This is a genomic window from Moraxella equi (assembly GCF_002027555.1).
GTDB classification, from domain to species: domain Bacteria; phylum Pseudomonadota; class Gammaproteobacteria; order Pseudomonadales; family Moraxellaceae; genus Moraxella; species Moraxella equi.
In genome coordinates, this window is the sequence record NZ_MXAP01000068.1 from 1 (window position 1) to 23,427 (window position 23,427).

Genomic DNA, 23,427 nt, shown 5'->3' on the forward strand with positions numbered 1-23,427 from the left:
TTATACCTTAAAAGGGGTATACAAGGTGCGTATGACACACCGTTTTAGGTTTTATGTTTCAATGGTGCGTATTACGCACCTTACGGGTTTTCACTTAATAATTTAATTTGTTCAAAAAATTTTAAAGTATCGTCTTTATCAAAATGTTCATTTTCAAAACGAATATTATTTAAAACTAAATAAAAAATGCTTTCCATTTTGCCATCATTGCGTTTGGATAAAAAATACAATAAGGGAATGTCGCCAAAATCTCGTTTTAGGGTGGTGGTTTCTAATTGACAATCTTGCCAATCTAATGTTTTTGAATTGCCAATGCCAGAATTTTTAAACACCACTTTTTTAGGATAAATGACCATCAATGGATTTTTTGACATCAAAACTGAAATATAAAAGGCAATGACTAACAATAAATAAACCATCATTCCCCAATATTTTTCAATCATTAATGCAAATAAGGTTGTGATGATAAACCCAATTACCATAATAATGATAAAAATTACCTGTGTCTTTTTATTAAAATGGTAATTGCGATAAACCGAAATGGGAAACTCAAAACTTTTATCTTTAAACTTAAAATCCGTCATGCCTTTTGCCGATCACAGACTTTATTTTTATAAGCCAATACCAACAAAATTACCCCTGCGATAATCATCGGCAGGCTATATAGTTGCCCCTTACTCATCCAGCCAAAAATCAGCTCATAGCCCACGTCAGGTTGGCGGAAAAACTCTGTGGTAAAACGGCTACACCCATAACCTAGCAAAAACAGAGCGGACACGGCATAACGAGGGCGAGGCTTGCTACCAAACCACCATAAGAGGATAAATAACAGTACGCCCTCTGTAAAGGCTTGATAAAGCTGGCTTGGGTGTCGTGGCAGTAAGAAGTATTCGCCCATTTGCACGGCAATCTCATGTAAACTCGGGTCAGCATTGATAAGCTCGTGGTCAGCGTGAACCGCTTGGGGAAAGTACATGAGATGAGCATAATCACCATGCGACACCCGCCCCCACAGCTCGCCGTTAATAAAGTTGCCAATCCGCCCAAACAGCAAGCCTAACGGCACGCAAGGGGCGATAAAATCCAGCACGGTAAAGGCGTGTTTTTTGTATTTACATCCAAAAAAGAACATGGCAACGACCACACCGACAAATCCGCCATGAAAGCTCATGCCCCCTTCCCATACCTTAAACAGATAAGCAGGGTTTGCCAAAAACTCGCCAAAATTGTACAAAATCACATAGCCAATACGACCGCCCAAAATCACGCCCATCGCCCCAAAAAATATCAAATCTGAGACCATCTCGCCTGTGAAATCGCCCCGTTTTTTGCCCCAAAAAGTCGCCAATATGTAGGCGGATAAAAAAGCAAGCAGGTACATGAGTCCATACCAATGTACTTGGAGAAAGCCCAAATCAAGGGCGACAGGGTCAAATTGGGGGTGTGTGATTGCCATAAAAAATCGTCAACTAAAAATTGGCTTATGATAGCAAATTTTTTGTGATTTTAAAATCAAATTAAATTGAAGTCTCATTTAAAAGTAGGTTAAAAAACAAAAGGCAAATACACAACGTATTTGCCTAATAAATGGGGTTTTAATCCCAATCATTCGCCATAAATCTTGACATTTTGAGCAAAAGCGCAGCCTTTTTGGCGGGCGGCGACAATCATCGCATCATGCTCGCCATAGAGTTTGGCTAGGGTGTTGGTTTTGGCTTGTCTTGCCCCACTGCCAAGCCCTGCCCCCACACTGATGGTTGGGTAGATACCACCACGACCGCCAGCAAGACCAATGCCGATACCTGTGGCGGACAGTCCGATGTTTTGATTTTCGGTGGCTTTGGCGGTTTGGCTAATGCGAGCTACTTCGCTTTGTAAGACGGTGCAATCATGGCCTTGATAATTGGCAGGATTGACGTATTGGGGGGCGATGTTGGTGGTGGCACAGCCTGTGAGGGCGACAGCGACAACCGCCAGTAAGAGGAGTGTTTTTTTCATAAAGATACCTATATAAAAAAGGGTGTGTAAAGTATAAAGGTTGGGTTATTTATTTTGTCCGGCACAGTTGGGACTGTTTGGGGCAGATGATAGGCTGGCCCATTCATCAGGCGTGTAGGCGTGAATGGCAAGGGCATGTACCGTACCGCCTTGTGTGGTCAGATAGGGATTGACCAAACCATAGACAAGCTGATGACGAGACGCCAGACGTTTGCCGACAAACTCATCACTGGCGATGATGAGTTTAAAATGGCTCTCTTTACCGTCAAAGTACCCTGCGTGCATATGACTTTCGTTATCTAAGGTTATGTGCGTGGGGTGCAGGGCGGTTAGGGCATGGGTTAGGGCGGTTTGGGTGTTCATGATGTGGCTTTTATTTGTTTGAAAAGTTTAAAAAGGCTTAATTTAGGGGGTATAATACCATTTATCAAAACAATTATCAAAAATCATTTATCCAAAAATCATCCATCCAAAATCGTAGAGACCCTTATGAGCGACCATGCATCAGCACCTAAAATCCCAAACGACATTCCACCCCCACCCGAACCGCCCGAAGATTATGAATGCTGTGATAATGGCTGTGATGAGCTGTGTGTATTTGAAATTTATAAATTGCAAAAAGCGGATTATGATGCCAAATGGGGTCATGTGATTGATAAAAATGAATGATTGGGGGTTTATGAGATTATCCAAAGATGATTAAAATTTCATTAAATTTCTCAATGATAAAATTTATCAAATAATTCTCGCAATTTTACCAAAAAATGATAAACTAAGTTAAACTTTTAAATGATAAACATTCATGAAAACCGCCATTATCCTTGTCAATCTAGGCACGCCTGACGAACCCACCCCACAGGGCGTTCGCCGTTATTTGCGTGAGTTTTTGTCCGATACTCGGGTGATTGAGATTCCACCCTTTATTTGGCAAATTATCCTTAATCTGTTTGTATTAACCACCCGCCCCAAACGTGTCGCTCATGCGTATCAAAGCGTATGGACACAAGACGGCTCACCCCTGCTAGCGATTTTAAAACAGCAAGCAAGCCTGCTTGAAGACCACCTTGCCAAGCAGGGCAAAAACGTCCCTGTTGTCCCTGCGACCACTTATGGCAATCCTAACATCAAGGCGGTCATGGCGGATTTACAAGATAAAGGCTATGATGACTTTATCGTCTTTTCGTTGTACCCACAATATTCGGCAACGACCACAGGGGCAGTGTTTGATAAAGTGGCAGAGTATTGCATGAAAAAGCGTAATATGCCCGCCGTGCAGTTTATCAGAGATTATCACGACCACCCTTTATATATACAGGCGTTGGCGGATAGTATTCGTAAGTTTTGGGCACAGCATGGTCGAGCTAACAGGCTACTCATGAGTTTTCACGGTATTCCTAAGCCTTATGCTGACAAAGGCGACCCTTATGCCGATGAGTGCCGTAAAACGGCGGTGCTAGTCGCAAGCGAGCTAGGACTTGGCACACACGAATGGGCGATAAGTTTCCAATCCCGTTTTGGGGCTCAGGAATGGCTAAAACCCTACACCGACGAGCTTCTGACTGAATGGGGTAATCAAGGCGTGTCGGTGCAAGTGCTAAGCCCTGCTTTTTCTGCTGATTGCTTGGAGACCTTAGAAGAGCTGGCGGTAGAGAACCGTGATAACTTTATCAACGCTGGCGGTAAGTCGTATGAGTATATCCCTGCTCTAAATACCGATGAGTTACATATCCAGCTCATGGCGGACATGGTGGGGCGGTATTTGTGAGTGTGCTTTGCTATGCCAATTTTATGCCCAAATGCCAAAATTTTACCGCCAAAGTAGATGACTAAATCAAACAGGCGTGATAAACTAACAAAATTTATTTGAAAAAGATTTTTGGGATTTGGTGCTATGAGTACTTTTTTGACGATAGTCGTTGTATTGGTCATTTTGCTGGGGCTATGGCTGATTATCCGCAGTATGCTTGCCAAGGATTTTGAAGGCGACACCAAGACATTGGCGTACAAGGACGGTTTGCCGATTTTGCCCCGAGATGAGCGGGGGCAGTCGGCACTATCAGTGGAAACACAGAGCCAAGATGAGACGGTCGGTGCCGAGCCCGTCAAATCAGGGCGAGAGTTGGCTGATGAGACCAAAGCGGACGCCCTGTCAAGCCTTGCCATGGTCGCAAGCCAAGACTCTAATGCTCATAACACTCCCCAAGATGATGATTCTATCGACATTTTAGCCGATGAACCCATTAAAAAAGAGCGGTTTACCGAGCCGTCAAGTGACTTTGTCCAGAACTCGCCTGTGCTTGACCGTCATCTTGAAGAACAGCAAGCCTTTGACCAAGACAACGACCCCTTGCTCAATGCCCAAGAGACGGTCACGGTCGTCATCACCCCCAAAGACCAATACAATGGACTCTCAGGCAGGGCGGTGCTTGATATCGTTAGAGCCTACGGGCTAAAATATGGCGTGATGAACATGTATCACCGCTATGAGCGTGAAGACGGCACGGGCAAGCTGTGGTTTAGTATGCTGGGCGTGGGTGATGATGGTTCGGTGGAAGGCTTTGATTTGAACACCTTGACCGACAGTCATTTTAGTGCATTATCGTTGTTCTTGTCTTTGCCACACCTCCATGCTCTGCGTGGTTTTGACAGCATGGTGTCGGTCGCTCAGATGATAGCCAAAGACATCAATGCCGATGTGCATGATGATGAAGGCTATATCTTAGACGGGGCGTATTTGGCAAAACTGCGTGCCAAAGTTGCCGATTACCGTTAATCAACCATGATTGAAAAGCCGTCTTTGATAGGGCGGTTTTTTAAACGTTAAAATTTACCTATTTTTAAATTATTCAATTAAAATCCTAAAAACACCATGACTGATTTATTTACTTCTGCTAACTCATCTGCCGATACACCTGCCAATGACGATACAGCGATTATCGCCCAAATGCGTAAGCTTATCACCGCCCTAAAACGCCATAACCACGCCTATTATGTGCTAGACAACCCAACCATTACAGACGGCGAATATGACAGTTTGCGTGCCAAGTTGATTGAGCTAGAAAATGATTTTCCCACGCTAAAACAGTCCGACAGCCCGACTGATAATGTGGGCGATACGCCCTTGCCGTTTTTTACCCAAATCACGCACGATTTGCCCATGTTGTCGCTTGGTAACGTGTTTAATGCCGATGACATGGCGAATTTTGTCCGCCGTGTCAATGACCGTTTGGACGGCAAAAACCAAAATCCTGAATTTGAAATGGAGCTTAAACTGGACGGTTTGGCGGTATCTTTAAAATATGTGGGTGGCGTATTTAGCCAAGCCGTAACTCGTGGGGATGGACGGGTGGGCGAAGACATCACGCACAACGTCCGCACCATTCGTAACTTGCCACTGGTGCTTGATGATTGCAGGGACATTAAGCTCTTAGAAGTGCGTGGCGAAGTGTTAATGCCAAAAGCAGGATTTTTAAAATTAAACAATGAAAGCCAAAAGCGTGGCGAGAAAACATTTGCCAACCCCAGAAATGCGTCCGCAGGGTCATTGCGTCAGCTAAATCCTGCCATTGCCAAAGCCCGTCCATTGGCGTTTTATGGCTATTCGGTCAATCAAGGCTTGCCCGATGACATCACGACCCAAAGCGGGGCGATGAGCTTTTTGCAGTCGCAGGGGTTTGATGTGTCGCCCTTTAAAGTCGTGGCAAATTTACAAGATATTGATGACTTTTATCAAGCGACCATAGCAGGGCGAGATGAGTTGCCCTTTGAGATTGACGGCATGGTGGTTAAGGTAAACTTGCTTGCCCTACAAGATGATTTGGGTTTTTTAAGTCGCGAGCCACGTTGGGCGACCGCTTACAAATTCCCTGCCACGACCGCCACGACACGCCTTTTGGACGTAGAATGGCAAGTGGGGCGGACAGGACAGCTCACCCCCGTGGGCAAACTTGACCCTGTCAATGTCGGGGGTGTTACCGTGAGCAACGTTACTTTGCACAACTTCGGCGAGATTGGACGGCTTGGGGTCATGATAGGCGACATTGTGAGTATTCACAGGGCGGGGGACGTGATTCCCAAAGTCTCAGGCGTGATGAGTGATTTGCGTGATGACAACGTGCGTGCGATACATTTGCCGACCGCTTGCCCTGTCTGTGATTCGCCCGTGGTGCTACCAGACGGCGAAGCTTTGGCACGTTGTACGGGCGGACTTGTTTGCACCGCCCAAGCCCAAGAAGCTCTGATACATTTTGTTTCACGAAAAGCCATGGACATTGACGGTTTGGGTTCGCAGTGGCTCATTAAGTTTTTTGATATGGGGCTAATTAAGACCGTGGCGGACATTTATCGTTTGACGGATAAAGTGGAAGTTTTACAAAACCTAGAAGGCTTGGGCGAAAAGTCGGTTGCCAATATGTTATCTGCCATTGATAAATCAAAAGCTACAACCCTGCCACGTTTTATTTTTGCCTTAGGCATTCGTGGGGTGGGCGAGAGTACGGCACTAAACTTAGCTGAGCATTTTGGCGAGCTTGATAAATTACAATCGGCAGGCGTGGACGAGCTGTTAAAGGTGGTGGACATTGGCGAGATTACCGCCAAAAATATCCATGAGTTTTTCCGTGCCGAGCATAACATGGCGGTGGTGCGTGATTTGGTGGCGTTGGACGTGCATTGGCAAGCGGTCATTAAGGATACAGGCAACGCTCCACTAGACGGACAAACGTGGGTGGTAACAGGCACGCTTGGGGCAATGGGGCGAGACGAAGCCAAAGCCCACTTGCAGGCGTTGGGGGCGAAAGTCTCAGGGTCAGTATCCGCCAAAACGAGCGTACTACTGGCAGGCGAGAGGGCAGGCTCTAAACTAGATAAGGCAAATGAGCTTGGCGTGCGTGTGGTGGGCGAAGATGAGTTTATGGCACTGCTTACCGAGCATGGTAGATTGTAAAGATTGGTTATGTATTGACAAAGGCTTAAAACGTTTGGTAAATTGTTGTTTTAAAATCAGATAGGGGAAATGCAATTTGCCCCTACGATATTCTGTCAAATCATGAAAAATTTATCATGCCAAAGTCAATTTATCCAATTATTTGATAAGCCATTTTAAATTCTGCCAAAAAAGGACTTGCCATGCCCCACGCAAACGCCCCCAACACCCAAAACCTATTTTCCATGATAGGCTTGGTCATCGGCTGTGTGCTGTTTGGGCTTGGCAGTCTGATTGTCGCCCATGTGGATGGCGTGGGGGCGTATGCCATGGCGTTTTGGCGACTGAGTGTGTCGGCACTCATCTTTTTATCGCTTGCCCTGATATTTCGCCAGCCGTTTCCTAGTTCACGCCGTGCGGTCATCTTGGCACTCATCTCAGGCGGTGCGTTGGGGCTTGATTTGGGGCCTTGGCATGAGAGCATCTATGCCGTAGGGCCGGGTATTTCTACTTTATTAAACAGTTTGCAGATTTTCTTTTTGGCATTCATCGCCTTTCTTTGGTTTGGCGAAAAACAGACCAAATTACAACTGTTTAGCCTGGTACTTGCGTCCATTGGCGTGGCACTCATCGCAAGCCCTGAATTTGCTCACAACTCGTCCGCTTTGTGGGGTTTTGTGTCGGGGATTTTGTCGGGGGCGTTTTTGGCGGTGTCCATGTCCTTTGTCAGACGTACGCATGAAGTGGCAGATGTGGCGATTTTCCCCATGATGACTTTGGTGGGCGTGGGCGGCGCGTTGGCTCTATTGCCACTCATGCTGATGTTTGATGTGGGTAAAATCATGCCAACCACACTGCCCGAATGGGGCTGGATATTGGTCTATGGGGCGGTCATGCAGTGCATGGCGTGGGGGCTGATTGCGTATTCTATCCCAAAAATCGCCTTGTCTTTGACGGGGTTGTTGCTTTTGACTGAACCTGTTGCCACGCTCATCATTGATTATTTTTGGCTAGATAAACCGATTAACGCCATGCAATGGGGTGGGGCGTTTTTGGTAATGTTTGCCATTTATTTGGGTTCGCCTAGAAAGGGGTAGTTAAAAAAAAGGGGGGGTAAATTGGGTAAGGAGTTTACCCAATTTACTGTCGTTTAGATTATTGCCCCAACACCGTTTTAATCAACTTTTCGGCATTGGCAAGCGTATTTGCCACATCAGATGGCTGTATTTGACTGCCTTTAATCAGCTCATCAGCAGGGGTGTAGATGACTTGCACTTGTCCGTTTGTTTCAGTGATGAGCACTTTTAAGGGCAATGCTAAGGCAAAGGCAGGGTCTTTTTGCATGAGTGGCGTACCTGCTTTGGGGTTGCCGTAGATAAGGACGGTGGCAGGTTGCATATCCATGCCGACTTCTTGAGCAGATTTGGCGTGGTCAATGACGGCAAATACGGTCATGCCTTTGCTTTCAATGGTGGATTTTAGGCGATGGATGGTGGTATTAAAATCATAAGGGCTGATTAAAGTAGCGTGGGTCATGGCGGTGGCTTTTGTGGGTTCGTGGACAGGATTGGTGGTGGCATACGCACCGAGCGACAAGGCTAGGGCGAGCAGGGGTAGGGCAAATATTTTCATGATATTGTCCAAAAAATAAAACCATCCTAACACCAAATGAGATGAAAAGAAAGCCAAAAATTTTAGCAAAATTTTAAAAAAATACTTGCAAATGCCAAAAATATGTATATAATAGCAGTCCTTAACACCCTTAGGCGACTGGCTCAATTGGTAGAGCAGCGGACTCCAAATCCGCAGGTTGGGGGTTCGAGTCCCTCGTCGCCTGCCATCTTTTTATTTCCCCTTTTTTAATCATCACTTCCTTATTTTAAGGAAATCTTTTGCATGAGCGACAATAAGAATAATCCCCAAAACGACACCAAAAGCGATTTAGAAACTCGCTTGGCAGACGCCAAAGCCACTGCCGAGAGCCTACTAAATAAACGCAAAGCCGTTGTCGTCTCCGAAGAAAATGTCGTTGATGTGGCAACCACTCGCTCTGGCGTAGACATCGTGCTGTGGCTCATCGCCATTGTTGCTTTAATTAGTTCTACACTCATTTCTACCTATTTGCCACGTTATTGGGCACCTGCTACCGAGTCAATCACTCAGCTACTTATCACAGCAGGACTTGTATTGTTGGCGGTGATTTGCCTTGCTTTTACTCATCAAGGGCGAGCTTTCAAGGTATTGTTAAAAGACGCAGGCATTGAGCTTCGTCGTGTAACATGGCCGACCAAAAACGAGACCTTTAAATACACATGGCAGGTCATTGTGGTGATGATTATCGTGGGTTTTATCGTGTGGCTACTGGATAATTTATTTAATTATCTGCTTGGGTTTATTTTGCATTAATCTTATCTCTTATCGGCTTATATCATTAGGAAAATCATCATGCGTTGGTATATCATTCAAGCATTTTCAGGTTATGAAAAACAAGTTCAACGTGCCTTAATTGAACGTATCAAAAGAAGTGAGCTGTCCGAGTATTTCGGTGATGTGCTTGTGCCGACCGAAGAAGTGATTGAGATGCGTGATGGCAAAAAACGCACCGTTGAGCATAAACTATTCCCAGGTTATGTGCTTATTGAGATGGAAATGCGTGAAGATACATGGCACGTGGTCAAAGACTGCCCGAATATCTCAGGCTTTATCGGTGGTACCAAAGACCAACCTGCACCCATCACCAAGGTCGAAGCCGACCGCATTCTAAACCGTATCAACAAAGGTGCAGACGCTCCAAGACCCAAGACCATGTTTGAGCCAGGTGAAGAAGTGCTTATCATTGACGGGCCTTTTGCCGACTTTAAAGGCATGGTCAAAAAAGTGGATTATGAAAAATCCAAATTGTCTTTGACGGTCAGCGTGTTTAGTCGCCCAACAGACGTTGAGATTGAATTTGCAAAAGTTGAAAAAACAGTTTAATTTTTTATAAAAACCTGTTATAATAGTCTTTTAGCTCTGAACAGGTGTTCGGGGCTTTTGATTGACAGACAAATCAGCACCGAGCTGATTGTTATTTAGGTGAATTTGAAAGCATTTTCAAATTTGAACATCATGGGGAGCTATTTTAGCGTTATCACCCACCATTGGAGAGTATTCTCATGGCAAAGAAGATTGATGGCTACATCAAGCTACAAGTGCCTGCTGGCAAAGCAAACCCATCACCACCTATCGGTCCTGCTTTAGGTCAAAAAGGCGTGAACATCATGGCGTTCTGTAAAGAATTTAACGCCGCTTCTGCGAACATCGAACCAGGTCTGCCAATTCCTGTGGTCATCACCGTATTTAATGACAAGTCATTTACGTTTGTGATGAAGTCACCACCTGCGGCAGTATTGCTACGTAAAGCAGCTGGCATTGCCAAAGGTTCTGCTGTTCCTAACAAAACCAAAGTTGGCACAGTAACTCGTGCTCAACTAGAAGAAATCGCCAAAACCAAAGAAGCGGATTTGACCGGTGCTGACCTAGACGCAGCGGTACGTACCATTGCTGGTACTGCTCGCTCAATGGGTCTTAATGTGGAGGGTGTGTAATGGCTAAGCTAACTAAGCGTCAAAAGCTAATTGCTGAAAAAGTAGATAGCAACAAACTATACACCATCGAAGAAGCGGTTGAGGTTCTAAACAGCCTACCTGCCTCTAAATTCAAAGAGTCTATCGACATCGCCATCAACCTAGGTGTTGACCCACGTAAATCAGACCAAGTGGTTCGTGGTGCGACCAACCTACCTGCTGGTACTGGTAAAACCAAGCGTGTTGCGGTATTTGCCCAAGGTGCTGCTGCTGATGCCGCTAAAGAGGCAGGTGCGGACGTTGTTGGCTTTGAAGATCTAGCAGAGAGCATTAAAGCGGGCAACCTTGACTTTGATGTGGTCATCGCTTCTCCTGATGCGATGCGTGTTGTTGGTCAGTTGGGTACTGTATTGGGTCCACGTGGCTTAATGCCAAACCCAAAAGTTGGTACAGTCACTGCCGATGTGGCAACTGCGGTTAAAAACACCAAAGCAGGTCAGGCTCAGTATCGTGTAGACAAAGCAGGTATTATCCATGCTTCTATCGGTCAAGTAGGCTTTACTGGTGAGCAAATTGAGCAAAACGCAACTGCTCTACTAAACGACCTAAAACGTGCTAAACCAGCAACTTCTAAGGGTATTTATATCAAGAAGATTACGCTATCTAGCACCATGGGTCCTGGTCTTGCCATTGACCCAGTACCACATCGTGCCAACAAATAATCCTTGACGGATTTGGGCGAAAAATCACAAATTGCTTGCTTTTTGAGATTTTTCGCTTATAATGGTGCAATTTTATGACAAGTTACCCGCATGACCTATCATAAAAACAGATTTTTAAAAATTAGCTCAGCACAACGGGTTGTGCTGTCTAAGACCGTAGGTGTTGGTGGTTATTCTTAAACATCAGCCTAATGAATGGGTAAAATCATTCGCCTACGCAGACGGTGAAAATCTCGCCGTATATTCGGTGCAAGTCTTTATTTATATTGGCTTGTAAAATTAATTATCACTTAGTGATAAATATGGAGACAACCCATGGCACTAAATCTTCAAGACAAACAAGCAATTGTTGCTGAAGTAAATGAAGCTGCCAAAGTTGCCCTATCTGCTGTTGTTGCCGATTCTCGTGGCGTGACAGTGGGTCAGATGACCGAACTTCGTAAACAAGCTCGTGCAGCTGGCGTTGAGATGCGTATCGTACGTAACACGCTACTACGTCGTGCCTTAGAAGGTACTGACTATGCTTGCATGAATGATGTTTTCGTAGGTCCTACCTTGATTGCATTTTCAAATGAACACCCAGGTGCTGCGGCACGTCTGTTCAAGGAATTTGCCAAAGGTAATGACAAGTTCGAAATCAAAGGTGCAGCTTTTGAAGGCGAATTTATTGATGCAAAATCTATTGATAAACTCGCAACCCTACCTACTTACGACGAAGCGATTGCACGTCTGATGGGTACCATGAAAGAAGCCGCAGCGGGCAAACTGGCTCGTACACTTGCCGCTCTTCGCGACAAAATGGAAGCCGAAGCCGCTTAATCTTAGACATCGGTTATCGCTTTTATTTAATCAAACTTTTTATTCAATCTTTATTTCATAGGAATAATTGCTATGTCACTAACTAACGAACAAATCTTAGATGCTATCGCAGCTAAATCAGTTATGGAAATCGTTGAGCTTATCTCTGCGATGGAAGAAAAATTCGGCGTATCTGCTGCTGCTCTAGCTGCTGCCCCTGCTGCTGGTGGCGATGCTGGCGGTGCCGCAGAAGAAAAAGATGACTTCAACGTTGTTATCACCTCTGGTGGCGACAAGAAAGTTGCTGTTATTAAAGTGGTACGTGAAGTTACCGGTCTAGGTCTAAAAGAAGCCAAAGACCTAGTTGAAGGTGCACCACAAACTGTTAAAGAAGGTGCTTCCAAAGCTGAAGCTGAAGAGCTTAAGAAGAAACTTGAAGAAGCCGGTGCTTCTGTTGAACTTAAATAATCTAAGTTTAACCGCTTAACTCATTTTTGTTAGATTGATAATCATCAATTTAACACAAGAAATTTGATAAAAACCCCGTTTTGTTATTGCAAGATGGGGTTTTTTACTGTATAATTGGGTATTTGACCTTTTGTGTTAGCACGGTCTTTTAAGCTGGTGTCAGCACACTTCAAAAGGACAAACGCTCCCTATGCACAAGCCATATTTTTAAAGTTTTTGATAAGCTAAATGCGTTACCGTGTTTGGCGTGTTTTTGTGTCTTTGATATTTAAAAATGTAGGGCAAAAGAGCAGTGGTTAATTTTTGAAGATTGGTAGTTTTCTGGTACTCAATTGGAGTACTTTTCTTAGTTTAACGTAAGGATTCTTAATGGCATATTCTTATACTGAAAAAAAACGTATTCGTAAAAGTTTTTCTCGTCTGCCTGATGTGATGGACGTGCCGTACTTGCTCGCCATTCAGGTGGATTCTTACGAGCAGTTTTTGCAAGAACACAAAAAACCTGCTGCCCGTGCTAATATCGGTTTGCAAGCAGCGTTTTCATCTATTTTTCCCATAACCAGTCATTCTGGCAATGCTGAGCTACAATACGTCGAATATTATCTGGGTGAGCCTGAGTTTGATGAGCGTGAATGTATCATGCGTGGCTCAACCTTTGCTGCCCCCCTACGCGTCAAAATTCGCCTAGTGGTCAAAGATAAAGACGCCAAAGACAAAGAAAGTAAAGCAGCGATTAAAGACATTCGCGACCAAATCGTGTACATGGGTGAGATTCCGCTCATGACCGATAACGGTACATTCATCATCAACGGTACTGAGCGTGTGATTGTCTCACAGCTTCATCGCTCACCTGGTGTGTTCTTTGACCACGACAAAGGCAAATCACATTCTAGTGGTAAGGTACTTTATAATGCCCGTATCATTCCTTATCGTGGCTCATGGCTTGACTTTGAATTTGATGTCAAAGACTTGGTGTATGCCCGTATCGACCGTCGTCGTAAATTGCTTGCAACCATCATCTTGCGTGCCATCGGCATGAATACAGCAGATATTTTGTCCACATTTTTTGAGACTGTGGATGTCTTGAAAGGCGATAACGGTTTTGAAGTTGAGCTTGTGCCTGAGCGTCTACAAGGTGAGATGGCACAGTTTGACATTGTCTCGCCTGAAGGCAAGGTCATTGTTGAGCAAGGTAAGCGTATTAACGCCCGCCGTATTAAGGAAATCCAAGCGTCTGGCATGACCAAATTGGCGGTGCCTGACGAGTATTTGTATGAGCGTATCCTTGCCGAAGATGTGATTTATCATGATGAAGTGCTTGCCCGTGCCAACAGCTTGATTGACCATGAATTGCTGGTTAAGCTGGCTGATAAGAACATCAAAGGCTTTAAAATCCTGTTTACCAATGACATCGACCACGGAGCGTATATCGCTGACACACTGCGTGCCGACACGATTACCACGCGTGAAGAGGCGCTCATTGAGATTTATAAGGTCATGCGTCCAGGTGAGCCACCAACCTTAGAAACCGCCGAAAAACTATTTGAATCGATGTTTTTTAGCCATGAGCGTTATGACTTATCAAACGTTGGTCGCATGAAGTTTAACCGTCGTTTGGGCCGTGATTTTGTAGACAGTGACAGTATTGACGTGCAACGTGAGCAGGGCGTGTTGTCCAACCAAGACATCATTGATGTCCTAAAAGAGCTGATTGAGATTCGTAACGGTCGTGGTGAGGTTGATGATATTGACCATCTAGGTAACCGTCGTATTCGTTCGGTGGGCGAGATGACCGAAAACCAGTTCCGCATTGGTTTGGCTCGTGTGGAGCGTGCGGTCAAAGAGCGTCTGACCGCTGCCGAATCTGACAACCTATCACCCCAAGACTTGATTAACTCTAAGCCTGTGGCGGCGTCTATCAAAGAGTTTTTTGGTTCATCACAGCTGTCTCAGTTTATGGACCAAAACAACCCCCTGTCAGAGATTACGCACAAACGTCGTGTCTCTGCCTTAGGTCCTGGTGGTTTGACTCGTGAACGTGCAGGCTTTGAGGTGCGGGACGTACATACCACGCATTATGGTCGTGTGTGTCCGATTGAAACGCCCGAAGGTCCAAACATTGGTTTGATTAATTCATTGGCGGTCTTTGCCAAGACCAATAACTTCGGCTTTTTAGAAACGCCTTACCGTCGTGTTGTGGATGGCAAAGTAACCGATGACATCGAATACATGTCCGCCATCGAAGAAGTGGGTACGGTTGTTGCCCAAGCAGACTCGCCCATGAATGAACACGGCGAGCTGACCGAAGAGATGGTGATGGTGCGTTATCATGGCGAATCGGTACGTATGAGTCCCGATAAAGTAACGCACATGGACGTCTCGCCACGTCAGGTGGTGTCGGTGGCGGCAAGTTTGATTCCGTTTTTGGAGCATGATGACGCTAACCGTGCCTTGATGGGTTCGAACATGCAACGTCAAGCCGTACCAACTTTGCGTGCTGACAAACCGCTTGTGGGTACAGGCATGGAGCGTCACGTGGCTCGTGACAGTGGCGTGTGCGTGGTTGCCAAGCGTGGCGGTGTGATTGAAGATGTTGATGCCAGTCGTATCATCGTGCGTGTCAATGAATCTGAGATGACCGCAGGTGAGGCAGGTATTGATATTTATAACCTTATCAAATACACTCGCTCCAACCAAAACACCTGTATCAACCAACGTATTATTGTCAATGCCGGCGACGTGATTGCTCGTGGCGACATCTTAGCTGATGGTCCATCTACTGACCTAGGCGAACTTGCTTTGGGTCAAAACATGCGTGTGGCGTTCATGCCGTGGAATGGCTATAACTTTGAGGACTCTATTTTGCTCTCTGAGCGAGTGGTTCAAGAAGACCGTTTCACCACGATTCATATCCAAGAGCTGACCTGTGTGGCTCGTGATACTAAGCTTGGACCAGAAGAGATTACAGGCGATATTCCAAACGTAGGCGAGGCTGCCCTATCAAATCTTGATGAAGCAGGTATCGTCTATATCGGTGCCGAGGTAGATGCAGGCGATATTTTGGTGGGTAAGGTAACACCAAAAGGCGAAAGTCAGCTGACGCCCGAAGAGAAACTGCTACGTGCTATTTTTGGTGAAAAAGCGGCGGATGTCAAAGACACGTCTTTGCGTGTGCCATCATCAACCAAGGGTACGGTCATTGACGTGCAAGTCTTTACTCGTGATGGATTAGAAAAAGACAGTCGTGCCAAGGCTATTGAAAAAGCCATGCTTGATGACTATCGCAAAGATTTAAAAGAAGAACTTGTGATTTTTGAGGCGGCAGCACGTGGTCGTATCATCACACTGTTAGATGGCAAAAAAGTCTCAGGCGGTGCGGGCTTTAAAGCAGGCACGGTGCTGACAGGTGCTGACATGGAGAGCTTGCCTTTGGAGACTTTGCTTGACATCCAACCTGCCGAAGAAGAGATTTCTGAACGTCTAACTCAAATTGCTGAGTATCTGACTGATAAGCAAAAAGAGATTGATGAGAAATTTGCTAAGAAAAAAGCCAAACTAACCGCAGGCGATGATTTGGCTCATGGTGTCCAAAAAATCGTCAAGGTCTATCTGGCGGTAAAACGTCGTATCCAACCTGGCGATAAAATGGCAGGTCGTCATGGTAACAAGGGTGTTGTTTCTCGTATCATGCCCATTGAAGACATGCCTTATGACGAAAACGGCAATCCTGTGGATATCGTGCTAAACCCACTGGGTGTACCATCTCGTATGAACATCGGTCAGGTGTTGGAGACGCATTTGGGGATGGCGGCACGTGGTCTAGGTGATAAGATTAATGCCATGTTACGCTCGCAAGTTGCTGTTGGCGAGTTGCGTGAATTCTTGGATAAGATTTATAACCAAGTTGGTGGCGAGCAGGTGGATTTGGACAGTTTGTCCGATGAAGACATTCTAGCCATGGCTGAGAATTTGCGTGCTGGTGTGCCAATGGGTACAGCGGTCTTTGATGGTGCCAAAGAAACCCAAATCAAAGAGTTGTTGGAGCTTGCAGGGCTTGATAAATCAGGTCAGCAAACGCTATATGACGGACGCACTGGTAAGAAGTTTGACCGTCCTGTCACGGTTGGCTACATGTACATGCTAAAACTTAACCACTTGGTTGATGATAAGATGCATGCCCGTTCAACTGGTTCTTACTCACTGGTTACTCAGCAACCACTTGGTGGTAAAGCCCAGTTCGGTGGTCAGCGTTTCGGTGAGATGGAAGTGTGGGCGTTGGAGGCATATGGTGCAACCTACACCTTGCAAGAGATGCTGACTGTGAAGTCGGATGATGTTGAGGGTCGTACTCGCATGTATAAGAACATCGTGGACGGTGAGCAGTACATGAATCCGGGCATGCCTGAGTCGTTTAACGTACTAACCAAAGAAATTCGCTCTTTGGGTATTAACATTGACCTAAAAGAGAAAAAGTAATTGCTGTTAAGTTAGGTGCTTGTCTTTGATAAGCACCAGCTTGCGATGACATAAAACTAAGCGGAGAAGTCATTTGAAAGATTTATTAGACATCATGAAAGGCCCTGCTGATGGTGGGGTAAAAGAGTTTGACAGCATTCAAATTTCTTTGGCAAGCCCTGACACCATCAAATCATGGTCGCACGGCGAAGTCAAAAAACCCGAAACCATTAACTACCGCACCTTTAAGCCTGAGCGTGACGGTTTGTTTTGTGCCAAAATCTTTGGACCTGTCAAGGATTTTGAGTGTTTGTGTGGCAAATACAAGCGTCGCAAATTTCAAGGTATCATTTGTGAAAAATGTGGCGTAGAAGTGACTGCCGCCAAAGTTCGTCGTGACCGCATGGGTCATATCGAGCTTGCTTCGCCTGTTGCCCACATTTGGTTCTTAAAATCCTTGCCAAGCCGTATCGGTCTATTGCTTGATATTACCTTGCGTGATATCGAGCGTGTGCTGTATTTTGAAAGCTACATCGTCACCGACCCTGGCATGACAGGTCTTGAAAAATACCAATTGCTGGATGATGAGCAATATTTTAATGCCTTAGAACAATACGGCGATGAGTTTATTGCCAAGATGGGTGCAGAAGCCGTTCAAGACTTGCTAAAAGATATTGATGTTGATGGCGAGATTGATGAGCTGCGTGCGACCATTCCCCAAACAGGCTCTGAGACTAAACTTAAAAAGATGTCAAAACGCTTGCAACTGTTAGAGGCGTTCCGTGATTCGGGTAACAAGCCTGAATGGATGGTGATGACAGTTTTGCCTGTATTACCACCTGATTTGCGTCCATTGGTACCACTTGAAGGCGGTCGTTTTGCCACGTCTGATTTGAACGATTTGTATCGCCGTGTCATCAACCGTAATAACCGCCTAAAACGCCTGTTGGAGCTAAATGCCCCTGACATCATCGTGCGTAACGAGAAGCGTATGCTTCAAGAAGCGGTCGATGCCTTGCTTGATAACGGTCGTCGTGGACGTGCCATCACAGGTTCAAACAAGCGTCCATTAAAATCGCTTGCAGACATGATTAAAGGTAAGCAAGGTCGTTTCCGTCAAAACCTTTTGGGTAAGCGTGTGGACTATTCAGGTCGTTCGGTGATTGTGGTAGGTCCAACCCTACGTCTGCACCAATGCGGTCTGCCTAAGAAAATGGCATTGGAGCTATTTAAGCCGTTTACTTACGCCAAATTATTGCAAAACAACATTGCCCAGACCATCAAAGCTGCCAAAAAAATGGTAGAGCGTGAAGAGCCTGTGGTGTGGGATATGCTCGCCAGCGTCATTCGTGAACATCCTGTGCTACTGAACCGTGCCCCAACACTTCACCGTCTAGGCTTGCAAGCCTTTGAGCCTGTGCTTATCGAGGGTAAAGCCATTCAGCTCCACCCACTCGTATGTGCGGCATTTAACGCCGACTTTGACGGTGACCAAATGGCGGTACACGTGCCACTGACCTTGGAAGCTCAGCTTGAAGCTCGTGCCTTGATGATGTCTACTAATAACATCCTATCGCCTGCTAACGGCGAGCCGATTATTGTGCCGTCACAAGACGTGGTGCTCGGTCTGTACTATATCAGCCGTAGCCATGTCAATGCCAAAGGCGAAAATATGGCGTTTAGTACGGTCAATGAAGCCTTGCGTGCCATTGGTTCTGATGACTTATCTGTCAATGCCAAAATCAAAGTGCGTGTTACTGAGACGATTTTGGATGAAAGAACTGGCGAGAAAACCACCAAGACCGAAATCAAAGACACGGTTGCAGGGCGTTTGCTGATTTGGAACATCATGCCAGAGGGCATGGCATTTGAAGAATGCAACAAAGAGATGACCAAGAAAAACATCTCTAAACTGCTAAACTCATGCTATCGCAAACTGGGTGTTAAAGAATCTGTTCTGTTTGCTGACCATTTGATGTATCTAGGCTTTGCCCAAGCGACCCTATCAGGTATCTCAATCGGCATGGAAGACATGGTGATTCCGCCAAACAAAAAAGAGATTGTCGATACTGCGGACGCCGAGGTGCGTGAGATTGAACAGCAGTTTGAGGGTGGTTTTGTTACCGCAGGTGAACGCTATAACAAAGTGGTTGATATCTGGTCTCGTACGTCTGACAAAATCGCCAATGCGATGATGGATAACTTATCGACTGATGAAGTGGTGAACAGTCAAGGTGAGATTGAGAAAGAAAAATCCTTTAACTCCATCTATATGATGGCAGACTCGGGGGCTCGTGGTAGTGCCACGCAGATTCGTCAGCTTGCTGGTATGCGTGGCTTGATGGCAAAACCAGACGGCTCCATCATTGAGACACCGATTAAAGCAAACTTTCGTGAAGGCTTGACGGTATTACAGTACTTTATCTCAACGCACGGTGCCCGTAAAGGTCTTGCTGATACCGCCCTAAAAACTGCTAACTCGGGTTATCTGACCCGTCGTTTGGTAGACGTAGCACAGGACTTGGTGATTACGCATGATGACTGTGGCACCGACGCAGGACAGCTCATGACCCCCGTGATTGATGGTGGTGAGATCGTTGAGCGTTTGGGTGACCGTGTATTGGGTCGTGTGACCGCCAAAGATGTTATCAATCACGATGGCGAGGTAGTTATCCCCGCAGGTATGCTGATTGATGAACGTCTGGTTGAAGTGCTGGACAATAACGCCATTGACGAGGTGTATGTACGTTCAGTTATCACCTGTGAAGCAACGCAAGGCGTATGTGCTAAGTGTTATGGTCGTGATTTGGCTCGTGGCCATCTTGTAAATATCGGCGAGTCAGTTGGTGTTATGGCAGCCCAGTCCATTGGTGAACCAGGCACACAGCTAACCATGCGTACGTTCCACGTCGGTGGTGCGGCAAGTGCAGCATCAGTAGACAACAGCGTATCAGTGGGTAATAATGGTACAGTGCGTTTTCATAACATGAAAACCGTAGAACACACTGACGGTCATTTGGTGGTCGTCTCTCGTTCGGCAGAAATTGGTGTGGCAGATGCCCAAGGTCGTGAGCGTGAGCGTTATAAAGTGCCTTATGGTTCTAACATCTTGGTGCGTGACGGTGCCGAAGTGGGTGCAGGCGATGTCATTGCCAAATGGGATCCGCATACCCACCCAATCATCACCGAGTTTGCTGGTACGGCACGATTTAGCGACATTGCCGATGGCATGACCGCAACCGTTAAGGTAGATGAAACCACAGGCATGAGCTCCTTTGAGATTTTGGCAAGCAAAGACCGTCCAAGTCTCTCCAAAGACTTACGTCCTGCCATCATCCTAGATACGACAGACGGGCGTGAAGTGGTGTACTTCCTACCTGCTGAGACTGTGATTCGTGTGTCAGAGGGCGAGACGGTAACCGCAGGTTCGGTGCTAGGTCGTGTGCCACAAGCCACATCAGGCACCAAAGACATTACCGGTGGTCTGCCACGAGTGGCTGATTTGTTCGAAGCTCGTAAACCAAAAGACCATGCCATTATGGCAGAGGTGAGTGGTACGGTGTCATTTGGTAAAGAAACCAAAGGTAAAAACCGCTTTGTCATCACCGATGAAGAGGGTAACGAACACGAAGAACTCATTCCAAAATGGCGTCAAATCAACGTCTTTGAGGGCGAGCATGTCGAGCGTGGCGAGATTGTCTCTGATGGTCCACAAAATCCACATGACATCTTACGCTTAAAAGGCGAGACGGCATTGGCGAATTACGTGGTTAATGAGGTTCAAGAGGTTTACCGCTTACAAGGTGTGAAGATTAACGATAAGCACATTGAGGTTATCGTTCGTCAAATGCTCCGTAAAGTAGAAGTGATCGACGGTGGTGATTCTAGCTACTTCAAAGGCGACCAAGTGGAATACACCAAAGTGCGTGCCTTGAACGAAGAGCTTATCGCTAATGACAAATTCCCAATCGTTTATGAGCGTCAGCTACTGGGTATCACCAAGGCATCGCTTGCCACCGAGTCGTTTATCTCGGCAGCGTCATTCCAAGAGACCACACGTGTCTTGACGGCGGCGGCAACGATGGGTAAAGTGGACGATTTGTCTGGTCTCAAAGAGAACGTGGTGGTTGGTCGCTTGATTCCTGCTGGTACTGGTTTGGCGTATCATCAAAACCGTCAACGCCTTGCTGAGCGTGGTTTGGAGCCAGTCATTACCGTAACCGAAGACCCGTACACCAAGCCTGCTGACCCACTACTGGCTGGAACAGATGTCAAAGATGACTTTGCAGCGGCATTTGCCAGTGAATTTGGTCAAAGTGAATAATCTCTAACAATAAAAAAGCTCGCTTAGGCGGGCTTTTTTATGACTTCTACAATTCAAAACCAAAACTGATACAGCTAACAAATTTGAATTTTACTACGGAAACCGCAGTACTTTTTCATGTTGTAGAGCGTGCTTTTTATCAAGGCAAATTGCCATTTATTTGATGGATTATGGGTAATCTGTGTGTTGGTTTTAATATTTTTAAAAATTTATTTAACATAATATTTTAAAATAGTCCATTTTCATTTGTTTCTCAACCAATCATCAAATTATCATTTATACTAATGATATATCAATAAAAACTTATAAATAAATTCTTTTTTATCAAAATAAATCGTTTTTCATTTGAGCGAAAATTTGCCATACTATGCCCAACTTATAATTTTTCATTATCTACCAATAGGATAATCTCATGAAAATGATTAGCGTGGTGTTAAAACCATTCAAGTTAGACGCAGTGCGTGAGAGCCTATCAGAGCTTGGCGTTGCAGGTATGACGGTTAGTGAAGTCAAGGGCTTTGGTCGCCAAAAAGGACATACCGAGATGTATCGTGGGGCGGAGTATGTGGTGGATTTTTTGCCAAAAATTCGTCTAGACATCGCCGTCAGTGATGACATGGTACAAAGTGTGGTGGCATCTATCATGAGCGTGGCACAGACAGATCATATCGGCGATGGTAAGATTTTTGTTATGCCGTTAGAGCAGGTGATACGCATTCGCACTGGCGAGATGAATGAGCAGGCTCTATGACTGGGTGAATTGATGGATTGGTAAATTTAATAAGGGGTGATTATGAAAATTTTAGCAAACAAATGGCAAATCGGCTGGCTACTACTACTTGCCACAACCGTCCAAGCTGATGACGGCATCAATCATGGCAATAGTGCGTGGGTGCTGACCGCCACGACGTTGGTGCTGATGATGACTTTACCAGGTTTGGCACTGTTTTATGCTGGCATGGTGCGTAAGAAAAATATCTTATCAACCATGATGCACAGCTTTGGGGCGACAGCGGTGGTGTCGGTGCTGTGGGTGGCGATAGGTTATTCGTTGGCATTTAGTGATGGTGGTGCTTTGCAAGGGTTTATCGGTGGCACGGCACACGCCATGCTCTCTGGGGTGGGCATTGCCGAGAATAGTGGTGATATTCCTTTGGCGTTGTGGGTGATGTTTCAGATGACATTTGCGGTGATTGCGGTGGCGATTTTGGCGGGGTCATTGGCAGAGCGGATGAAATTTGGCTCATTTTTGTTGTTCTCAGGCTTGTGGGTATTGTTCGTCTATGTGCCAGTATGTCATTGGGTGTGGGGCGGTGGTTGGCTGACAGGCGATGCGTTGGACTTTGCCGGTGGGACGGTTGTCCATGTCAATGCCGGTGTGGGCGGTTTGGTGTTAGCACATCTGCTTGGCAAGCGTCAAGACTATGGGCGAGCCAACCTTGCACCGCACAACCTTGTCTATGCTTTAATTGGTGCAGGGCTGTTGTGGGTAGGGTGGTTCGGTTTTAATGGTGGTTCGGCTCTGGCAGCAGATGGCGTGGCAGCGATGGCAATCATCGTCTCGCAGGTGGCGGCAGCGATGGGGTTATTGACGTGGCTGTTGTGTGAATATGTGGTGCGTAAACGGGCATCGGCACTGGGCGGTGCATCAGGGGCGATAGCAGGTTTGGTGGGCATCACGCCAGCGGCAGGATTTGTGGGTGTGTCAGGGGCGATGGCGATAGGCGTACTGACGGCATTGGGCTGTTTTGCGATGATACATTATGGCAAAAAACGCCTAGGCGTTGATGATACGCTGGATGCTTTTGGGCTGCATGGCGTGGGCGGTATCATTGGGGCGGTATTAACTGGTGTGTTTGTCAGCCAAGAGTTATATCCTGATGTGGGACATGAGAGCCTACTAACACAGCTGTGGCTACAAACCGAAGGGGTGCTGGCAACCATGGCATATTCGGCGGTGGTAACTTTTATCATTGGCATGGCAATCAAAAAGACCATGGGACTGCGTGTTGATGATGAAGCTGAGTATCAAGGGCTTGACTTAGCCATTCATGGTGAGAAAATTGGTTAAATCGATAAGCAAGGGCAGGATTTGTCCTTGCTTTATCCAAAGAGTTTATCCAAAGAGTTTATCCAAAGAGTTTATCCAAAGAGTTTATCCAAAGAGTTTAT

20 protein-coding genes and 1 tRNA gene are annotated in these 23,427 nt (G+C 45.9%); 16 read left to right on the forward strand and 5 right to left on the reverse strand.

Annotation, left to right across the window (positions count from 1 at the left end; all coding sequences use genetic code 11):
- Positions 1–80: 80 nt before the first annotated feature.
- From B5J93_RS07085 to B5J93_RS07100, 4 genes are all read right to left on the reverse strand, one after another.
- Positions 81–584, reverse strand: a complete 504-nt coding sequence (locus B5J93_RS07085; protein ID WP_079325754.1) for a hypothetical protein — start codon at positions 582–584, stop codon at positions 81–83.
- On the reverse strand, positions 581–1,456 hold the full coding sequence (gene lgt, locus B5J93_RS07090; protein ID WP_079325755.1) for a prolipoprotein diacylglyceryl transferase: 876 nt from the start codon (positions 1,454–1,456) through the stop codon (positions 581–583). Before lgt ends, B5J93_RS07085 begins: the two co-directional genes overlap by 4 nt.
- Before the next feature lie 149 nt (positions 1,457–1,605).
- Positions 1,606–1,998 (reverse strand): hypothetical protein, encoded by a 393-nt coding sequence (locus B5J93_RS07095; protein WP_079325756.1) that lies wholly within the window; start codon positions 1,996–1,998, stop codon positions 1,606–1,608.
- A gap of 45 nt (positions 1,999–2,043) precedes the next feature.
- Positions 2,044–2,361 carry a BolA family protein gene (locus tag B5J93_RS07100; protein ID WP_079325757.1) on the reverse strand — a complete coding sequence of 106 codons (318 nt, stop codon included), beginning with the start codon at positions 2,359–2,361 and terminating at the stop codon, positions 2,044–2,046.
- 126 nt (positions 2,362–2,487) lie between these two features.
- Between B5J93_RS07100 and B5J93_RS07105 the strand changes: the two genes are divergently transcribed.
- The 5 genes from B5J93_RS07105 (at position 2,488) to B5J93_RS07125 (ending at position 8,019) form a co-directional block, all read left to right on the forward strand.
- Positions 2,488–2,667 (forward strand): oxidoreductase-like domain-containing protein, encoded by a 180-nt coding sequence (locus B5J93_RS07105; RefSeq protein ID WP_079325770.1) that lies wholly within the window; start codon positions 2,488–2,490, stop codon positions 2,665–2,667.
- Between the two features lie 133 nt (positions 2,668–2,800).
- Positions 2,801–3,763 carry a ferrochelatase gene (gene hemH, locus B5J93_RS07110; protein ID WP_079325758.1) on the forward strand — a complete coding sequence of 321 codons (963 nt, stop codon included), beginning with the start codon at positions 2,801–2,803 and terminating at the stop codon, positions 3,761–3,763.
- A gap of 126 nt (positions 3,764–3,889) precedes the next feature.
- Positions 3,890–4,771: a cell division protein ZipA C-terminal FtsZ-binding domain-containing protein gene (locus B5J93_RS07115; RefSeq protein ID WP_079325759.1), complete on the forward strand. Its 882-nt coding sequence runs from the start codon at positions 3,890–3,892 to the stop codon at positions 4,769–4,771.
- 96 nt (positions 4,772–4,867) lie between these two features.
- The gene (gene ligA, locus B5J93_RS07120; protein WP_079325760.1) at positions 4,868–6,943 is read left to right on the forward strand and encodes an NAD-dependent DNA ligase LigA; all 2,076 of its coding nucleotides are present in this window, start codon (positions 4,868–4,870) and stop codon (positions 6,941–6,943) included.
- 182 nt (positions 6,944–7,125) lie between these two features.
- The gene (locus tag B5J93_RS07125) at positions 7,126–8,019 is read left to right on the forward strand and encodes a DMT family transporter (RefSeq protein ID WP_079325761.1); all 894 of its coding nucleotides are present in this window, start codon (positions 7,126–7,128) and stop codon (positions 8,017–8,019) included.
- 58 nt (positions 8,020–8,077) lie between these two features.
- Here B5J93_RS07125 and B5J93_RS07130 read toward each other — a convergent pair whose 3' ends face one another.
- Positions 8,078–8,554, reverse strand: a complete 477-nt coding sequence (locus B5J93_RS07130) for a DUF302 domain-containing protein (RefSeq protein ID WP_079325762.1) — start codon at positions 8,552–8,554, stop codon at positions 8,078–8,080.
- Positions 8,555–8,686: 132 nt separating this feature from the next.
- Between B5J93_RS07130 and B5J93_RS07135 the strand changes: the two genes are divergently transcribed.
- From B5J93_RS07135 to B5J93_RS07185, 11 genes are all read left to right on the forward strand, one after another.
- Positions 8,687–8,762 (forward strand) — tRNA-Trp (locus B5J93_RS07135).
- Between the two features lie 56 nt (positions 8,763–8,818).
- Positions 8,819–9,328 carry a preprotein translocase subunit SecE gene (gene secE / locus B5J93_RS07140; protein ID WP_079325763.1) on the forward strand — a complete coding sequence of 170 codons (510 nt, stop codon included), beginning with the start codon at positions 8,819–8,821 and terminating at the stop codon, positions 9,326–9,328.
- A gap of 36 nt (positions 9,329–9,364) precedes the next feature.
- Positions 9,365–9,898 (forward strand): transcription termination/antitermination protein NusG, encoded by a 534-nt coding sequence (nusG, locus tag B5J93_RS07145; RefSeq protein WP_062498950.1) that lies wholly within the window; start codon positions 9,365–9,367, stop codon positions 9,896–9,898.
- A 179-nt stretch (positions 9,899–10,077) separates the two neighbouring features.
- The gene (gene rplK / locus B5J93_RS07150; protein WP_062498951.1) at positions 10,078–10,509 is read left to right on the forward strand and encodes a 50S ribosomal protein L11; all 432 of its coding nucleotides are present in this window, start codon (positions 10,078–10,080) and stop codon (positions 10,507–10,509) included.
- Entirely contained in the window at positions 10,509–11,210 is a 702-nt protein-coding gene (rplA, locus tag B5J93_RS07155) for a 50S ribosomal protein L1 (protein WP_029102312.1), read from the forward strand. The genes rplK and rplA overlap by 1 nt, the downstream gene beginning before the upstream one ends.
- A 315-nt stretch (positions 11,211–11,525) precedes the next feature.
- On the forward strand, positions 11,526–12,029 hold the full coding sequence (gene rplJ / locus B5J93_RS07160; protein WP_029102311.1) for a 50S ribosomal protein L10: 504 nt from the start codon (positions 11,526–11,528) through the stop codon (positions 12,027–12,029).
- A 72-nt stretch (positions 12,030–12,101) separates the two neighbouring features.
- A complete protein-coding gene (gene rplL, locus B5J93_RS07165; RefSeq protein ID WP_079325765.1) occupies positions 12,102–12,476 on the forward strand; it encodes a 50S ribosomal protein L7/L12 in 375 nt (124 codons plus the stop codon).
- 369 nt (positions 12,477–12,845) lie between these two features.
- Complete coding sequence (gene rpoB, locus B5J93_RS07170) at positions 12,846–16,952, forward strand: DNA-directed RNA polymerase subunit beta (protein ID WP_079325766.1); 4,107 nt, start codon at positions 12,846–12,848, stop codon at positions 16,950–16,952.
- A 73-nt stretch (positions 16,953–17,025) separates the two neighbouring features.
- Entirely contained in the window at positions 17,026–21,255 is a 4,230-nt protein-coding gene (gene rpoC, locus B5J93_RS07175) for a DNA-directed RNA polymerase subunit beta' (RefSeq protein WP_079325767.1), read from the forward strand.
- Positions 21,256–21,667: 412 nt separating this feature from the next.
- On the forward strand, positions 21,668–22,006 hold the full coding sequence (locus B5J93_RS07180; RefSeq protein ID WP_079325768.1) for a P-II family nitrogen regulator: 339 nt from the start codon (positions 21,668–21,670) through the stop codon (positions 22,004–22,006).
- A gap of 42 nt (positions 22,007–22,048) precedes the next feature.
- A complete protein-coding gene (locus tag B5J93_RS07185) occupies positions 22,049–23,326 on the forward strand; it encodes an ammonium transporter (RefSeq protein ID WP_079325769.1) in 1,278 nt (425 codons plus the stop codon).
- The last annotated feature ends 101 nt before the right edge of the window (positions 23,327–23,427 follow it).

What these genes read in the sequence shown, in the direction of transcription:
- B5J93_RS07105 (WP_079325770.1), top strand. Translation starts at nt 2,488, where the DNA reads ATGAGCGACCATGCATCAGCACCTAAAATCCCAAACGACATTCCACCC.
- B5J93_RS07115 (WP_079325759.1), top strand. Translation starts at nt 3,890, where the DNA reads ATGAGTACTTTTTTGACGATAGTCGTTGTATTGGTCATTTTGCTGGGG.
- rplJ (WP_029102311.1), top strand. Translation starts at nt 11,526, where the DNA reads ATGGCACTAAATCTTCAAGACAAACAAGCAATTGTTGCTGAAGTAAAT.
- lgt (WP_079325755.1), bottom strand. Translation starts at nt 1,456, where the DNA reads ATGGCAATCACACACCCCCAATTTGACCCTGTCGCCCTTGATTTGGGC.
- B5J93_RS07185 (WP_079325769.1), top strand. Translation starts at nt 22,049, where the DNA reads ATGAAAATTTTAGCAAACAAATGGCAAATCGGCTGGCTACTACTACTT.
- hemH (WP_079325758.1), top strand. Translation starts at nt 2,801, where the DNA reads ATGAAAACCGCCATTATCCTTGTCAATCTAGGCACGCCTGACGAACCC.
- B5J93_RS07130 (WP_079325762.1), bottom strand. Translation starts at nt 8,554, where the DNA reads ATGAAAATATTTGCCCTACCCCTGCTCGCCCTAGCCTTGTCGCTCGGT.
- B5J93_RS07125 (WP_079325761.1), top strand. Translation starts at nt 7,126, where the DNA reads ATGCCCCACGCAAACGCCCCCAACACCCAAAACCTATTTTCCATGATA.
- rplK (WP_062498951.1), top strand. Translation starts at nt 10,078, where the DNA reads ATGGCAAAGAAGATTGATGGCTACATCAAGCTACAAGTGCCTGCTGGC.
- rpoB (WP_079325766.1), top strand. Translation starts at nt 12,846, where the DNA reads ATGGCATATTCTTATACTGAAAAAAAACGTATTCGTAAAAGTTTTTCT.
- secE (WP_079325763.1), top strand. Translation starts at nt 8,819, where the DNA reads ATGAGCGACAATAAGAATAATCCCCAAAACGACACCAAAAGCGATTTA.
- B5J93_RS07085 (WP_079325754.1), bottom strand. Translation starts at nt 584, where the DNA reads ATGACGGATTTTAAGTTTAAAGATAAAAGTTTTGAGTTTCCCATTTCG.
- B5J93_RS07095 (WP_079325756.1), bottom strand. Translation starts at nt 1,998, where the DNA reads ATGAAAAAAACACTCCTCTTACTGGCGGTTGTCGCTGTCGCCCTCACA.
- ligA (WP_079325760.1), top strand. Translation starts at nt 4,868, where the DNA reads ATGACTGATTTATTTACTTCTGCTAACTCATCTGCCGATACACCTGCC.
- rplA (WP_029102312.1), top strand. Translation starts at nt 10,509, where the DNA reads ATGGCTAAGCTAACTAAGCGTCAAAAGCTAATTGCTGAAAAAGTAGAT.
- rplL (WP_079325765.1), top strand. Translation starts at nt 12,102, where the DNA reads ATGTCACTAACTAACGAACAAATCTTAGATGCTATCGCAGCTAAATCA.
- B5J93_RS07100 (WP_079325757.1), bottom strand. Translation starts at nt 2,361, where the DNA reads ATGAACACCCAAACCGCCCTAACCCATGCCCTAACCGCCCTGCACCCC.
- B5J93_RS07180 (WP_079325768.1), top strand. Translation starts at nt 21,668, where the DNA reads ATGAAAATGATTAGCGTGGTGTTAAAACCATTCAAGTTAGACGCAGTG.